The 14813-nt window shown below is 60.2% G+C and carries 14 protein-coding genes; 8 read left to right on the top strand and 6 right to left on the bottom strand.

Annotation, left to right across the window (positions count from 1 at the left end; genetic code table 11):
• Window positions 1-92: 92 nt before the first annotated feature.
• Both AC1DVF_RS03285 and AC1DVF_RS03280 read right to left on the bottom strand, forming a co-directional pair.
• Window positions 93-1235, bottom strand: a complete 1143-nt coding sequence (locus AC1DVF_RS03285; protein ID WP_477781995.1) for an HlyD family secretion protein — start codon at window positions 1233-1235, stop codon at window positions 93-95.
• Entirely contained in the window at window positions 1232-2887 is a 1656-nt protein-coding gene (locus AC1DVF_RS03280) for an MFS transporter (RefSeq protein ID WP_093440914.1), read from the bottom strand. The genes AC1DVF_RS03285 and AC1DVF_RS03280 overlap by 4 nt, the downstream gene beginning before the upstream one ends.
• Window positions 2888-3182: 295 nt before the next feature.
• Between AC1DVF_RS03280 and AC1DVF_RS03275 the strand changes: the two genes are divergently transcribed.
• From AC1DVF_RS03275 to AC1DVF_RS03250, 6 genes are all read left to right on the top strand, one after another.
• Window positions 3183-4580, top strand: coding sequence for an OprD family porin (locus AC1DVF_RS03275; protein ID WP_477781994.1), 1398 nt, complete (start codon window positions 3183-3185; stop codon window positions 4578-4580).
• Window positions 4577-5401, top strand: a complete 825-nt coding sequence (locus tag AC1DVF_RS03270; RefSeq protein WP_460129192.1) for an NAD-dependent epimerase/dehydratase family protein — start codon at window positions 4577-4579, stop codon at window positions 5399-5401. Before AC1DVF_RS03275 ends, AC1DVF_RS03270 begins: the two co-directional genes overlap by 4 nt.
• 30 nt (window positions 5402-5431) lie before the next feature.
• Window positions 5432-6325 carry an SMP-30/gluconolactonase/LRE family protein gene (locus AC1DVF_RS03265; protein WP_477781993.1) on the top strand — a complete coding sequence of 298 codons (894 nt, stop codon included), beginning with the start codon at window positions 5432-5434 and terminating at the stop codon, window positions 6323-6325.
• Window positions 6326-6386: 61 nt separating this feature from the next.
• The gene (locus AC1DVF_RS03260; protein ID WP_460129196.1) at window positions 6387-7358 is read left to right on the top strand and encodes a TRAP transporter substrate-binding protein; all 972 of its coding nucleotides are present in this window, start codon (window positions 6387-6389) and stop codon (window positions 7356-7358) included.
• 76 nt (window positions 7359-7434) lie between these two features.
• A complete protein-coding gene (locus AC1DVF_RS03255; RefSeq protein ID WP_093440938.1) occupies window positions 7435-7962 on the top strand; it encodes a TRAP transporter small permease in 528 nt (175 codons plus the stop codon).
• Window positions 7962-9242, top strand: coding sequence for a TRAP transporter large permease (locus AC1DVF_RS03250; protein ID WP_016986826.1), 1281 nt, complete (start codon window positions 7962-7964; stop codon window positions 9240-9242). Before AC1DVF_RS03255 ends, AC1DVF_RS03250 begins: the two co-directional genes overlap by 1 nt.
• Window positions 9243-9285: 43 nt before the next feature.
• Here AC1DVF_RS03250 and AC1DVF_RS03245 read toward each other — a convergent pair whose 3' ends face one another.
• From AC1DVF_RS03245 to AC1DVF_RS03235, 3 genes are all read right to left on the bottom strand, one after another.
• Window positions 9286-10086, bottom strand: a complete 801-nt coding sequence (locus AC1DVF_RS03245) for a sulfite exporter TauE/SafE family protein (RefSeq protein ID WP_477781992.1) — start codon at window positions 10084-10086, stop codon at window positions 9286-9288.
• An 11-nt stretch (window positions 10087-10097) separates the two neighbouring features.
• Window positions 10098-11342 (bottom strand): NAD(P)/FAD-dependent oxidoreductase, encoded by a 1245-nt coding sequence (locus tag AC1DVF_RS03240; protein ID WP_477781991.1) that lies wholly within the window; start codon window positions 11340-11342, stop codon window positions 10098-10100.
• A gap of 167 nt (window positions 11343-11509) precedes the next feature.
• The gene (locus AC1DVF_RS03235; RefSeq protein WP_007915092.1) at window positions 11510-11851 is read right to left on the bottom strand and encodes an ArsR/SmtB family transcription factor; all 342 of its coding nucleotides are present in this window, start codon (window positions 11849-11851) and stop codon (window positions 11510-11512) included.
• 91 nt (window positions 11852-11942) lie between these two features.
• Between AC1DVF_RS03235 and AC1DVF_RS03230 the strand changes: the two genes are divergently transcribed.
• A complete protein-coding gene (locus AC1DVF_RS03230) occupies window positions 11943-12806 on the top strand; it encodes an MBL fold metallo-hydrolase (protein ID WP_186624574.1) in 864 nt (287 codons plus the stop codon).
• A gap of 96 nt (window positions 12807-12902) precedes the next feature.
• On the opposite strand, the gene bkdR is transcribed toward AC1DVF_RS03230, so the two are convergent.
• Window positions 12903-13391, bottom strand: coding sequence for a Bkd operon transcriptional regulator BkdR (gene bkdR / locus AC1DVF_RS03225; protein WP_008059350.1), 489 nt, complete (start codon window positions 13389-13391; stop codon window positions 12903-12905).
• 185 nt (window positions 13392-13576) lie between these two features.
• Between bkdR and AC1DVF_RS03220 the strand changes: the two genes are divergently transcribed.
• Window positions 13577-14812, top strand: coding sequence for a 3-methyl-2-oxobutanoate dehydrogenase (2-methylpropanoyl-transferring) subunit alpha (locus AC1DVF_RS03220; protein WP_016985244.1), 1236 nt, complete (start codon window positions 13577-13579; stop codon window positions 14810-14812).
• The last annotated feature ends 1 nt before the right edge of the window (window position 14813 follow it).

Raw genomic sequence — 14813 nt, 5'->3', positions numbered from 1 at the left:
GCTTGCTCGCGAAAGCGGTGTGTCAGATAAAAAAATGTGACTGATACATCGCTTTCGCGAGCAAGCTCGCTCCCACAGGGTTATGCATTGTGTCAGTGGGGCTGGGTGTCGCCCGCTGCGGTGTCGATGCTGACCACCACCGACATCCCCGGCCGCAACCGCTCCTCTTCCTGCTGATCCGGATCGATGGTGATCCGCACCGGCACCCGCTGAGCAATTTTGACGAAGTTGCCGGTGGCGTTGTCCGCCTGCAACAGGGCAAATTCCGAGCCCGTCCCCGGCGAAATATGCTGCACATGCCCGGTGAATCGGCGGTGATTCAGCGCATCGACGGTGAAGCGCACCGGTTGCCCGACGCGCACGTTATCCATCTGGGTTTCTTTCATGTTGGCGATCACCCATTTCTGGTTTGGCACCAACGCCATCAACTGCGCTCCGGAGTTGACGTAAGCACCGAGGCGCACGCCGATCTGCCCGAGCTGGCCATCACGCGGGGCGACGATGCGCGTATTCGACAGATCGATCCGCGCCAATTGCACCGCCGCTTCGGCGCTGGCCACGGCCGCCTCCAGCGAGCCACGATTGACGATCACTGTTTGCAGATCCTGACGGGCGATTTCCAGATTGGCCTTGGCTTGCGCGACCGCCGCAATGCTTTGCGCATTCGCCGCCAGCGCGACGTCCATCTCGCGCTTGGACACCGAACCGTCGCGTACCAATTCCTGATTCCGCCGCAGATCCGCTTCACTCTTGCGCAACTGCGCTTCGCTGTCGGCCTGCGCCGCCTGACGCAATTTGATCGTCGCCTCGGCGCTGTTGCGTTGCTGCACCACATTGGCCAACGCGGCTTTCTGCACCGCCAGTTGCGCCAGTGACTGGTCGAGTCGCTGCTGATAGATGCGGTCGTCCAGACGCACCAGCAAATCCCCGGCCTTCACGTACTGGAAATCCTGCACCGGCACCWCGTAAACATAACCGGCGAGTTGCGGGCCGATGATCGTCACCTGCCCACGAATCAGGGCGTTTTCGGTGGTTTCGACCGCACTGCTGAACGGCGGCAATTGCCAGGCATACAAAACGATCAACACGCCGACGATGGCAACCGCGGCAAAGCCCAGCGAAGAAATGATCCGCACCCGCAGCGAGCGCGGCTCGGTGTTCGGCGATGACGGCGGCGCCACACCCTCAGGCGTGGCGGCAATGGCGTTGGTGGTTGTGGTGGTCGGTTCGGTCATGAAGAAGTGGCACCGCTCGAAGGTGTGGATGGCGCTGGGGCGACGGCTTTGGTGGTGCTCATCAGCCACAGCGCACGAATGGACAGCCAGATCATGGTCAGCACCGCAATCACGGCGATCAACATGAACACATCGTTGTAGGCCAGCACATTGGCCTCACGGGTGGCGGCGTTGGCCAGGCTGCGAATCCCCGCCAGGTTGCGCAGACTCGGGTCGGCCAGCAACGAGCCATACGCCGAACCGCCGCTCTGCACGCGCGCGGCCACCAAGGGGTCAGACAGCGTCAGGTGTTCAACGATGTGACTGGAATGAAATTTTTCCCGGACGATCTGAAAAGTGCCCAGCAGCGCCGCACCGAGCAGGCCGCCGAGGTTGTTGCAGATCCCGAACAACACGGAAAAACTCACCAGATTGCGCGGATTGGTCAGCACGTTGCGCGTACCGAAAACCATGGTCGGGCCGAGGAAAAACGTACTGCCGAACGCCAGCAGAAACTGGCTGAAGTAGAGGTTTTCCGGACGGGTCAGGTTGTTGGAAAAACTGTCCATCACCGACCCGGTGGCCATCAGTGCCAGCGAGATAATCAGCGGCATCAGCAGGTGTTTGGGGTCGATGGTCAACGCGCTGGTCAACAGCCCCGCGACACTGCCGATCAGCATCACCACGTAGAGGCTGTGCAACTGCTCGTAGCCCATGTTCAGGTTCTGCATGAAACCGACCGCACCGGTGGACTGCTCCGAGGTGACCATGCGAATCAGGGTCACCGCCAGCGCCAGGCGGATCATCGTCCCGCTGCCAAGCCAGCGGGTCATCAGCAGCGGGTTGCTACGGTTATGTTCGATGGCCAGACCGGCGAGGATCAAAGCAATCGAGGCAGCCAGCGCGTAGCCGATCCAGTTGGCCTCCAGCCACCAGTCAATCCGCCCCAGCGACAACACCGCACACAGTAGCGCCACACCAGTGGCGAGAATGGCGAAGGTGAGAAAGTCGAGTTTTTCGAAGGTTTTGAAGCGGTCGCCCGGCGGCAACTTGAGCATCAATACGCAGCCCAGCGACAGCAGTGCCATGCCCAGTTCGAACAAATACAAGCCGCGCCATTCGGCGATCTGCAGCAAGTCTTCGGAAAATAAACGCGCCAATGGCAAGGCCAGTTGCGAGGTGCCGAGACCGAGCACCAGTGCCTTCAACCGCCACTTCGCCGGGAACGCCTGGACCATGTAATACAGGCCCAGCGAACTCAGCGCCGCGCCCACCATGCCGTGGGCCGCGCGCACCGCCACCGCCGAATTCAGATCGTTGACAAACAGATGGCCGAAAGTCACCAGCGCATACAGCACCAGAAACACTTCGGTGAATGCACGCAAACCGAACTGCTGACGAAACTTCACCAGCAACAGGTTCATCGACACGTTGGTCATCACATACGCCGCCGGCAGCCAGGCCATTTCGGCGGTGGTCGCGCCGAGTGCGCCTTGCAGATAAGGCAGGTTAGCCACCACCAGCGAGTTGCCCAAGCCACCGGTCACCGCCACCAGTACGCCGACCAGCGCATAGGCCAGGCGCTTGGGGTTGGAGTGCAACGGCGTCGAGGGGGAACCGGGCAGACTGGGCTTTTCGTGGGGCTGCCAGTTGCGCGGGGCGTAGTGATCCATGGAAAGGCCTTGTGCGGAAGGTGGGTGAAGTTTGCCGCAAATTCATTGCTAAAACACTTTTCCCCCTGTGGGAGCGAGCTTGCTCGCGAAAGCGGTGTGTCAGTCGACAACATCGGCGGATGAAAGTCCGCATTCGCGAGCAGGCTCGCTCCCACAAGGGTTCTGTGTGAGGGCCGGGAGTCATCGTATAACTTGCTGTTGACATTCCCGTAAAACCTAGGAAATATCCGCAACCATGTTGTACGACGACGTATGACAAATAATAAAAACAACAAACGCAACAGGGAGCGTCACAGTGAGCACACTCGCCCGTAATTTCGTCCGCCCTTCCCGCTTTGCCACGCTGCGCCCGCACACCACCCTTGGCCTGATCGGTTGCAGCAGCCTGGCCTTGGCCTTGCCGATGAGCGCCAATGCCGAAGGCTTTCTTGAAGACAGCAAAGCCACGCTGAATCTGCGCAACGCCTACTTCAACCGCAACTTCGTCAACCCTGCCTACCCACAAGGCAAGGCTGAGGAATGGACGCAGAACTTCATCCTCGACGCCAAATCCGGCTTCACTCAGGGCACCGTCGGCTTCGGCCTCGATGTGCTGGGGATGTATTCGCAGAAGCTCGATGGCGGCAAAGGTACGGGCGGTACGCAACTGTTGCCGATCCACGATGACGGGCGTCCGGCCGACAATTTCGGACGGCTCGGCGTGGCGTTGAAGGCCAAAGTCTCGAAGACTGAATTGAAGGTCGGCGAATGGATGCCGGTGCTGCCGATCCTGCGCTCTGACGATGGCCGCTCGCTGCCGCAAACCTTTCGCGGCGGGCAGATCACGTCCACCGAGATCAACGGCCTGACCGTTTACGGTGGCCAGTTCCGTGGCAACAGCCCGCGCAACGATGCGAGCATGGAAGACATGTCAATGAACGGCCGTGGCGCGTTCACTTCCGACCGCTTCAACTTCGGCGGCGGCGAATATACCTTCAACGACAAGCGCACCCTGGTCGGCGTGTGGTACGCCGAACTCAGCGACATCTACCAGCAGCAGTATTTCAACCTCAGCCACAGCCAGCCGTTGGGCGACTGGACCCTGGGCGCCAACCTCGGTTTCTTCACCGGCAAGGAGGACGGCAGCGCCCAGGCCGGCGACCTCGACAACAAAACCGCGTTCGCCCTGCTTTCGGCCAAATACGGTGGCAACACCTTCTACGTCGGCCTGCAAAAACTCAGCGGCGACGACGCGTGGATGCGGGTCAACGGCACCAGCGGCGGCACCCTCGCCAACGATAGTTACAACGCCAGTTATGACAACGCCAAGGAACGTTCCTGGCAGTTGCGCCACGACTACAACTTCGTCGCCCTCGGCATCCCCGGCCTGACCCTGATGAACCGCTACATCAGCGGCGACAACGTGCACACCGCCAGCACCAATGACGGCAAGGAATGGGGGCGCGAGTCGGAACTGGCCTACACGGTGTCAGCCGCCTCTTCCTCAACCGACACACCGCTRTCGCGAGCAGGCTCACTCCTACAGGGGATTGCATTGCAAGGAGGGAATTGTGCTGAAGGGAAAGGAACCGGGCCTTCCGTCATTTACACCAAAAGTCGCGTTGACAAGTTCCGGAAACCCTACCGATACTTCAGCGCAGTCATACGACAACCTACAACAAACCTAATAACAACGTGTAAGGGCTTGCCATGACGTCTACCTCTACTCCCCACGCCCCGTTCAACCGTTTGCTGCTGACCGGCGCTGCCGGGGGCCTGGGCAAAGTTCTGCGCGAACGTATGCGCCCTTATGCCAATGTCCTGCGCCTGTCGGACATTGCCGCCATTGCCCCGGCCGTCGATGATCGCGAAGAAATCGTCCCTTGCGATCTGGCCGACAAACACGCCGTGCATCAACTGGTCGAAGGCGTCGATGCGATCCTGCATTTCGGCGGCGTCTCCGTCGAGCGGCCCTTCGAAGAAATCCTCGGCGCCAACATCTGCGGCGTGTTTCACATCTACGAAGCAGCGCGCCGGCATGGCGTGAAGCGGGTGATCTTCGCCAGCTCCAACCACGTCATCGGCTTCTACAAACAGGACGAGCCGCTCGACGCCAGCTCCGCGCGCCGTCCCGATGGCTACTACGGACTGTCCAAGTCCTACGGCGAAGACATGGCCAGTTTCTACTTCGATCGCTACGGCATCGAGACCGTCAGCATCCGCATCGGCTCCTCGTTCCCCGAGCCGCAGAACCGCCGAATGATGCACACCTGGCTGAGTTTCGACGACCTCACGCAATTGCTCGAACGCGCGCTGTACACGCCGAACGTTGGCCACACCGTGGTCTACGGCATGTCCGCCAACAAGGACGTCTGGTGGGACAACAAATTCGCCAGTCACCTCGGTTTTGAAGCAAGGGACAGCTCCGAAGTGTTCCGCGAAAAAGTCGAGGCGCAGCCCATGCCGGCTGCCGATGACCCGGCACGGATCTATCAGGGCGGCGCGTTTGTTGCCGCAGGTCCGTTCGGCGACTGATCACCCTGACAACGACGCGAAGGAATGAGTATGCAAGCCGAATTGATCGTCGATGCCCGCAACGCCGTGGGCGAAAGCCCGGTCTGGGTGCCGCAGGAAAACGCGCTGTATTGGGTGGATATTGCCAACGGCGGGCTGCAGCGCTGGAGCGCCGATACCGGCCACGTGCATGCCTGGAAAACCCCGGAAATGCTCGCCTGCATCGCCCGTCACAGCAATGGCGGCTGGGTTGCCGGTATGGAGAGCGGCTTTTTTCATCTGCACCCGCACAGCGACGGCAGCCTCGACAGCGAACGGCTGGCCAGCGTCGAGCACCGCCGCGAAGACATGCGCCTCAACGATGGTCGCTGCGACCGACAGGGCCGTTTCTGGGCCGGCAGCATGGTGCTGGACATGAGCCTGAGTGCGCCTGAAGGCCGGCTCTATCGTTACAGCGCCGGGCAGTCTGGCGTGATCGCAGCGCAGCTCGACGGTTTCATCGTGCCCAACGGCCTCGGTTTCAGCCCTGACGGCACGACGATGTACCTGTCCGATTCGCACCCCGACGTGCAACTGATCTGGGCGTTCGATTACGACACCGATACCGGCACGCCATCGAACCGTCGTGTGTTCGTCGACATGAACCACTTTCCCGGGCGGCCCGATGGCGCTGCCGTGGATGCTGAAGGTTTTTACTGGATCTGCGCCAACGACGCCGCCCTGATTCACCGCTTCGCCCCGGACGGTCGACTCGACTTCTCGTTGGCCGTGCCGGTGAAAAAACCGACCATGTGTGCCTTCGGCGGCAGCCGCATGGACACTTTGTTCGTCACCTCGATTCGTCCCGGCGACGACCACGATCCGCACTCTCTGGCCGGTGGCGTATTCGCCCTGAACCCCAACGTCAAAGGCCTTGCGGAACCCTTGTTCAACGATTTGCTTTAAACCCCTCTGCTGCACCGCTGCGCCTTGAACACAACAATAACAAGACTGGAGACTCACCCCCATGAACTTCAAACGCACCTTGCTGGCCGCTGCACTCCCGCTGATGTTTACCTTCACTGGCGCCGCTCAGGCCCTGCAACTCAAATTCGCTGACATTCATCCCGCCGGTTATCCAACCGTGGTGGCCGAAGAAAACATGGGCAAGACCCTGACCAAGGAAACCAACGGCGAACTGACCTTTCAGTACTTCCCGGGCGGTGTGCTGGGTTCCGAAAAGGAAGTCATCGAGCAGATGCAGGTCGGCGCAGTACAGCTGTCTCGCGTCAGCCTGGGTATCGTCGGCCCGGTGGTACCGGACGTGAACGTGTTCAACATGCCGTTCATCTTCCGCGACCATCAACACATGCGTAACGTCATCGACGGCCCGGTGGGCGACGAAATCCTCGACAAAATCACCAACTCCGAATTCGGCTTGGTGGCCCTGGCCTGGATGGACGGCGGCACGCGCAACATCTACACCAAGAAACCGGTGCGCAAGCTCGAAGACCTCAAGGGCATGAAAATCCGCGTGCAAGGCAACCCGATGTTCATCGACATGATGAACGCCATGGGCGGTAACGGCATCGCCATGGACACTGGCGAGATCTTCAGCGCCTTGCAGACCGGCGTCATCGACGGCGCGGAAAACAACCCGCCAACCCTGCTCGAACATAACCACTTCCAGAACGCGAAGTACTACAGCCTCACCGGACACCTGATCCTGCCAGAGCCGATCGTGATGTCGAAAATCACTTGGGAAAAACTGACCCCGGATCAGCAGACGCTGGTCAAGACCGCCGCCAAGGCTGCCCAGGCCGAAGAGCGCGTGCTGTGGGACAAGAAGTCCGCTGCCAGTGAAGAAAAACTCAAGGCCGCCGGCGTCGAGTTCATCGAGGTCGACAAGAAACCCTTCTACGACGCCACCGCACCGGTGCGGGAAAAGTACGGCGCGAAGTACGCCGACCTGATCAAGAAAATCGAAGCCGTTCAGTAACGTCTCCCGCTCCGTCCTCATGAACAAGGCCCGGTGCGCCCGATGACTGCGGCGCGCCGGGTTACGGTGGAACCCGATGAAGAATCTACTGCTGCGTATCAACGACAAGATCTACATGACGTGCATCTGGGTCGCCGGCCTTTCCGTTCTGGCGATCTCCCTGATGATTCCCTGGGGCGTGTTCGCCCGCTACGTGCTGGGCACCGGCTCGAGCTGGCCCGAGCCTACGGCGATTCTGTTGATGATGGTGTTTACCTTCATCGGCGCTGCCGCCAGTTACCGCGCCGGTGCGCACATGGCCGTGGCCATGCTCACCGACCGCATGCCGCCGCAGTTGAGAAACGCGGCGTCGATTTTTTCCCAACTGCTCATGGCGTCGATCTGCATTTTCATGACGATCTGGGGCGCCAAGCTGTGCATGTCCACCTGGAACCAGTTCATGGCAGCCCTGCCCGATCTGCGGGTTGGCGTGACCTACTTGCCCATTCCCGTGGGCGGCTTGCTGACGCTGGTTTTCGTGCTGGAAAAACTCTTGCTCGGTGATCAGAGCAAACGGCGGGTCGTGCAGTTCGACCTGGTGGAAGAAAGTGAAGGTGCCGCTTAATGGACGCTTTGATACTGCTGGGCAGTTTTATCGTATTGATCCTGATCGGCATGCCCGTCGCCTACGCGCTGGGCGCCGCCGCGCTGATCGGTGCATGGTGGATCGACATCCCGTTCCAGGCGGTGATGATCCAGGTCGCGTCAGGAGTGAACAAATTCTCGCTACTGGCCATTCCTTTCTTCGTGCTGGCCGGTGCGATCATGGCCGAGGGCGGCATGTCTCGCCGGTTGGTGGCGTGTGCCGGGGTACTGGTGGGTTTTGTCCGCGGTGGCCTGTCACTGGTCAACATTGTCGCCTCGACCTTTTTCGGCGCGATCTCCGGGTCGTCAGTGGCCGACACCGCGTCGGTGGGTTCGGTGCTGATTCCGGAAATGGAACGCAAGGGCTATCCACGGGATTTCTCCACTGCCGTGACCGTCAGCGGCTCGGTGCAAGCCCTGCTGACTCCGCCAAGCCATAACTCGGTGCTCTACTCCCTGGCCGCCGGCGGTACTGTTTCGATTGCCTCGCTGTTCATGGCCGGCATCGTGCCGGGCTTGATGATGAGCGCCTGCCTGATGGTGCTGTGCCTGATCTTCGCGAAAAAGCGCAACTACCCCAAAGGTGAAGTCATCCCGATGCGCCAGGCGTTGAAAATCGTCGGCGAGGCCCTCTGGGGCATGATGGCGATGGTGATCATCCTCGGCGGCATCCTCTCGGGGATCTTCACCGCGACCGAATCGGCGGCGATTGCCGTGCTGTGGTCATTCTTCGTCACCATGTTCATTTACCGCGACTACAAATGGAGTGAACTGCCGAAACTGATGCACCGCACCGTGCGGACGATTTCGATCGTGATGATCCTGATCGGTTTCGCTGCGAGCTTCGGCTACATCATGACCCTGATGCAGATCCCGGCGAAGATCACCACGCTGTTCCTGACCCTGTCGGACAACCGCTACGTGATCCTGATGTGCATCAACGTCATGCTGCTGTTGCTCGGCACGGTGATGGACATGGCGCCGCTGATCCTGATCCTGACGCCGATCCTGATGCCGGTGATTCTCGGTATCGGTGTGGATCCGGTGCAGTTCGGCATGATCATGCTGGTCAACCTCGGGATCGGGCTGATAACACCGCCGGTGGGCGCGGTGTTGTTTGTCGGTTCGGCGGTGGGCAAGGTCAGTATCGAGAGCACTGTGAAAGCGCTGCTGCCGTTTTATGCGGTGCTGTTCCTGGTGTTGCTTCTGGTGACCTACGTGCCGGCGATTTCGCTGTGGTTGCCGCATCTGGTGTTGTAAGCGGTTAATGGATCGCAGCCCTCACGGGCTGCGATTTTTTGCTTTAAGCCCGCAACAACATATACCCCGCCACCACCAGACAGACACTGGCAAATCCCACCTGCAACGCCCGCGCCGGCACCCGCGCACAGAGCTTACGGCCGATGATCATGCCGATGATGCTGGCAACGATAAATGCCGCACCCTGCCCGTCAATCCGTACACCGGCGTGAAACGAGCCGATCACCCCGATCGCCGAGATCAGACTGATCACCATCAACGACGTCGCGACAATCCCGCGCATCTGCACGTCAGTCAGTTGCTTGAACGCCGGCACGATCAAGAAGCCGCCACCGACCCCAAGCAAACCGGACACCACCCCGGTAATCGCGCCCAACGCCGCCAATGTTGCGGTGCATTTGGCGGTCCAGTCGAAGCGCCCGGTTTCGGCATTGAGCATGCAATTCTTCTGGCCCCAACTGGCGTGACCATGATCACTCGGCCCTTCCTGCTGATGCTCGCGGCGCAGCATGCGCCAGGCGACCATGACCATCAGCAGACTGAACAGGATCATCAGGATTTTCTCCGGCAACTGGTGCGCGAAGTAGATCCCCAACGGCGAAAACACTGCGCCGAGCGCGGCAATCAACAACGCCGCACGATAGCGCACCAGGCCATGACGCAAACCGTCGATAGCCCCGACCGCCGCCGCACTGCCCACCGCAAACAACGCCACCGGCGCTGCCTGGGTCATCGTCCAACCGAGGCCGAGGACCAGCGCCGGAACAGCGAGAATCCCACCGCCAGCCCCGGTCAAACCGAGCACCAACCCCATCACCACACCAAACAGGCTCGCCAGCAACATAGGATGTTCTCTCAGTCGACTTTGGACAGGCCGGTCAGCCACTCGCGCCCCTTGAGCATGCCGTTCCAGTAGAACCACGGCAGCAGCGTCGCCTTGAGCAACCACGCCGAGCGCCGCGCCACGGTCGGGTCCATCGGGAAGGTCGGCAGCAACTTACCGGCATAACCGAACTCGGCAAGAATCACCTTGCCCTTCTCCACCGTCAGCGGGCAGGAACCGTAACCGTCGTACCTCAGCGGCAGCGGTTGATGCTTGCGCTGGGCGAGCAGGTTTTCCGCGACCACCACCACTTGTTTACGCACTGCTGCGGCGGTTTTCGCATTGCTAGTGCCGCAGATGTCACCGAGTGCAAACACCTCGGGATAACGCGGGTGCTGCAGGCTGTGCGGATTGACTTCACACCAGCCGGCCGCGTCGGCCAAAGGACTTTGCGCGATGAAATCCGGCGACACCTGCGGCGGTACCACGTGCAACAGATCGAAGGATTTCGCTACGCGGCTGACGTTGCCGTCGGCGTCCTTGATCTCGAACCAGGCGGTTTTCGCCGGACCATCGACCTTGACCAGATTCGAGTTAAAGGCCAATTGCGCGTTGTATTTCTCGATGTACTTCATCAACGGCGGCACAAACGTCGCCACGCCGAACAGCGCCGCACCCGCAAGATTGAATTCGACATGGATGTTGTTCAACACGGCGGTTTTGCGCCAGTGATCGCAGGACAGGTACAGCGCTTTTTGCGGCGCTCCGGCGCATTTGATCGGCATCGCCGGCTGGGTGAACAGCGCTTTGCCGCCGCGCAGTTTCTGCACCTGATCCCAGGTGTACTGCGCGTGCTGATAGCTGTAATTGGAGGTGACGCCGTGCTGGCCGAGGCTCTCTTGCAAGCCTTCGATCTTCTCCCAGGCCAGGCGCAGGCCGGGGCAGACGATCAGGTTCTGATAGCGGACCGTGCGTTGATCGTTGAGGGTGAGTTGGCGTTGGTCCGGGTCGATTGCGGTGACCGCCGCTTGCAGCCAGTTCGCTTGCCGGGGCATGACCTTGTTCATCGGCCGGACGGTGTCTTTGACGTCGTAGGCGCCACCGCCGACCAGCGTCCACGCCGGTTGGTAGTAATGCTGGGCGCTCGGTTCGATCACGGTAATTTTCAGCGCAGGGTCACGCTTGAGCAGGCTGGCGACAAAACCGATACCGGCCGTACCGCCGCCGATGACCACGATGTCTGCACTGATGGATGGGCCCCAGTGTTGATCGTTCATTGCTTGTTCCTTTTGCTGCACGCAAGGAGTTTTCTAGCCAACACAAATCCCAATGTGGGAGCGAGCCTGCTCGCGAAGGCGGCGTGTCAGTCGATGCAAGTATTGCCTGACCTAACGCTTTCGCGAGCAGGCTCGCTCCCACATTGAACCAGTGTCATGGCTGGCATTTATTGGTGGCCCAGGCTTTTCAGCACGGCCCCGCAATACAACCCGGAGAGGGTCTTCATGACCTGAATGACTTCCGGACTGGCGAGGCCGTAGAAAATGTACTTGCCTTCACGCCGAGTCGCGACCAGGCCTTCATCCCGCAGGATGCCCAGTTGCTGGGACAGCGTTGGCTGGCGTACGCCGGTCATCTTTTCCAGTTCGCCAACGTTGCGCTCGCCCTGGGTCAGTTGACAGAGGATCAACAGGCGATCCTCATTGGCCATGGCCTTGAGCAAGGCGCAGGCCTTGGAGGCCGAGGCGCGCAGTTGGGCGACTTCACATTCGGTCAGACTGGATTGCATTTGCACGATGCCTTCAAGGTCACTTAAGCTGCGAACATTATGTTTTTAGATAAAGTGTTGCAACCCATTTTCCTTGTTCAGGTTGGTGTCCATGCCCGCGCAGATTGAAGCTTTCCTCGACCCCGCCTCTTCGACCTACAGCTACGTGGTCTATGAAACCGACGGCGGGCAATGTGCGATCGTCGACCCGGTGCTCGATTACGACGGCGCCGCCGGGCGCACATGCACCGCCCAGGCCGATAAAATCATCGCCTTCGTCCGCGCGCACAATCTGCAAGTGCAGTGGCTGCTGGAAACCCATGCCCACGCCGATCACCTGTCCGCCGCGCCTTATCTGCGCCGGGAGCTGGGCGGGAAAATCGCCATTGGTGAATCGATCAGCAAAGTGCAAAACGTGTTCAAGGCGCTGTTCAATCTGGAGCCGGAGTTCTGCGTCGATGGCTCGCAGTTCGATCACCTGTTTGCGCCGAACGAGTCATTCAGGATCGGCAATCTCAAAGCCACTGCCCTGCATGTGCCTGGGCATACCCCGGCGGACATGGCCTACTTGATCGACGGCGAACAGATTCTGGTGGGCGACACGCTGTTCATGCCCGACGTCGGCACCGCGCGCTGCGACTTTCCCGGCGGCAACGCCCATCAGTTGTTCAACTCGATTCACAAACTGCTGGCCTTCCCGGCCAGCGTGAAACTCTACGTCTGTCACGATTACCCGCCCGAGGGCCGCGCCGCGCAGTGCCAGACCACGGTCGGTGAGCAGCGCAAAAGCAACATTCATGTGCATGACGGGATTGATGAGGCGGCATTTGTCGAGATGCGCACCCAGCGTGATGCCGGGCTGGGCATGCCGACGCTGTTGCTGCCGGCGATTCAGGTCAATGTGCGGGCGGGGAATCTGCCGGCGGCGGAAGACAACGGCGTGGTTTATCTGAAGATCCCGATCAATAAGCTTTAACAGCACAAGATCGCAGCCTGCGGCAGCTCCTACATCGATCGTTCCCCACGCTCTGCGTGGGAATGCTGCCGGGGACGCTCCGCGTTTCGCTTCGGGTCAGGTGCCTAACGTCAAGCCATTTGCCGGCAGCGGCAACGCGGTTTTGTAGCGCACCTGCTTGAGCGCAAAGCTTGACCGGATATTTGCCACACCCGGCACTTTGGTCAGGAAGTCCATCATGAACCGCTCCAGTGACTGAATCGTCGGCACCAACACCCGAATCAGATAATCCGGATCGCCAGCCATCAGATAACACTCCATCACCTCGGGGCGATCAGAAATCGCCTCTTCGAAATGCTGAAGCGCCTCCTCCACCTGTTTCTCCAGGCTGACATGGATGAACACGTTCACATGCAGCCCCAGCAGGTCGGCATCCAGCAACGTGACCTGCTCGCGAATCAGCCCTAATTCCTCCATCGCTTTCACCCGATTGAAACAAGGCGTCGGCGACAGATTGACCGAGCGTGCGAGGTCGGCGTTGGTGATGCGCGCATTCTCCTGAAGGCTGTTGAGAATGCCGATGTCGGTACGGTCCAGTTTGCGCATGAGACAAAACCACCTGTTTTTTATGTTTATGCAGAATTTCTATCTGCAAATCATCTCCAGCGCAACGAAACAGAGATAAATATTCTTCTTGCCCGAGCCTATGATTGTTGTAGGACAAGATTTCTTCTACCGAAGAATGACTGCCAGCTCACTACAAGAAATTCACAAGATCGAGCGTAGAAGCCATGACCCAAGCGTATGAACCGCTGCGTCTGCACGTCCCTGAACCCTCGGGCCGTCCAGGCTGCAAAACCGATTTTTCCTACCTGCATCTGACCGATGCCGGTACGGTGCGCAAACCTTCCATTGATGTCGAACCTGCCGACACCGCCGATCTGGCGCGTGGCCTGATCCGTGTGCTCGACGATCAGGGCAACGCCCTCGGCCCCTGGGCCGAAAACGTCCCGGTCGAGATCCTTCGCAAGGGCATGCGCGCCATGCTCAAGACGCGGATCTACGACAACCGCATGGTGGTCGCCCAGCGTCAGAAAAAGATGTCGTTCTACATGCAGAGCCTTGGCGAAGAAGCCATCGGCAGTGCTCAGGCTCTGGCCTTGAACATCGACGACATGTGCTTCCCGACTTATCGCCAGCAAAGCATTCTGATGGCCCGCGAAGTGCCGCTGGTCGACCTGATCTGCCAACTGCTGTCCAACGAGCGCGATCCGCTCAAGGGCCGTCAGTTGCCGATCATGTACTCGGTCAAGGACGCTGGCTTCTTCACCATCTCCGGCAACCTCGCCACCCAGTTCATTCAGGCCGTCGGCTGGGGCATGGCTTCAGCGATCAAGGGCGACACCAAAATTGCCTCGGCATGGATCGGCGACGGCGCCACCGCCGAATCGGACTTCCACACCGCCCTCACCTTCGCCCACGTTTATCGCGCGCCAGTGATCCTCAACGTCGTGAATAACCAGTGGGCGATCTCGACCTTCCAGGCCATCGCCGGTGGTGAAGCCACCACCTTCGCCGGACGCGGCGTCGGTTGCGGCATCGCTTCGCTGCGCGTGGATGGCAACGACTTCTACGCGGTGTATGCGGCATCTGCCTGGGCTGCCGAACGCGCCCGCCGCAACCTCGGCCCGACCATGATCGAGTGGGTCACCTACCGCGCGGGCCCGCACTCGACTTCCGACGATCCATCCAAATACCGCCCGGCCGATGACTGGAGCCACTTCCCGCTCGGCGACCCGATCGCCCGTCTCAAACAGCACCTGATCAAGGTCGGCCACTGGTCAGACGAAGAGCACGCCGCCGTCAGCGCCGAGCTTGAAGCCGAAGTGATTGCCGCGCAGAAACAGGCCGAACAGTACGGCACCCTTGCCGGCGGCCAGATTCCAAGCGCCGCGACCATGTTCGAAGACGTTTACAAAGAGATGCCGGAGCACTTGAAGCGCCAGCGTCAGCAGTTGGGGATCTGAC

This window comes from Pseudomonas sp. P4_D7, from assembly GCF_056401755.1.
This window is presented reverse-complemented; position numbering and strand designations above follow the sequence as displayed.

Bases quoted from the DNA above. Each gene is read 5' to 3' on its own strand.
- AC1DVF_RS03245 (WP_477781992.1), bottom strand. From the start codon at position 10,086: ATGTTGCTGGCGAGCCTGTTTGGTGTGGTGATGGGGTTGGTGCTCGGT.
- AC1DVF_RS03265 (WP_477781993.1), top strand. From the start codon at position 5,432: ATGCAAGCCGAATTGATCGTCGATGCCCGCAACGCCGTGGGCGAAAGC.
- AC1DVF_RS03250 (WP_016986826.1), top strand. From the start codon at position 7,962: ATGGACGCTTTGATACTGCTGGGCAGTTTTATCGTATTGATCCTGATC.
- AC1DVF_RS03260 (WP_460129196.1), top strand. From the start codon at position 6,387: ATGAACTTCAAACGCACCTTGCTGGCCGCTGCACTCCCGCTGATGTTT.
- AC1DVF_RS03270 (WP_460129192.1), top strand. From the start codon at position 4,577: ATGACGTCTACCTCTACTCCCCACGCCCCGTTCAACCGTTTGCTGCTG.
- AC1DVF_RS03220 (WP_016985244.1), top strand. From the start codon at position 13,577: ATGACCCAAGCGTATGAACCGCTGCGTCTGCACGTCCCTGAACCCTCG.
- bkdR (WP_008059350.1), bottom strand. From the start codon at position 13,391: ATGCGCAAACTGGACCGTACCGACATCGGCATTCTCAACAGCCTTCAG.
- AC1DVF_RS03255 (WP_093440938.1), top strand. From the start codon at position 7,435: ATGAAGAATCTACTGCTGCGTATCAACGACAAGATCTACATGACGTGC.
- AC1DVF_RS03280 (WP_093440914.1), bottom strand. From the start codon at position 2,887: ATGGATCACTACGCCCCGCGCAACTGGCAGCCCCACGAAAAGCCCAGT.
- AC1DVF_RS03235 (WP_007915092.1), bottom strand. From the start codon at position 11,851: ATGCAATCCAGTCTGACCGAATGTGAAGTCGCCCAACTGCGCGCCTCG.
- AC1DVF_RS03230 (WP_186624574.1), top strand. From the start codon at position 11,943: ATGCCCGCGCAGATTGAAGCTTTCCTCGACCCCGCCTCTTCGACCTAC.
- AC1DVF_RS03240 (WP_477781991.1), bottom strand. From the start codon at position 11,342: ATGAACGATCAACACTGGGGCCCATCCATCAGTGCAGACATCGTGGTC.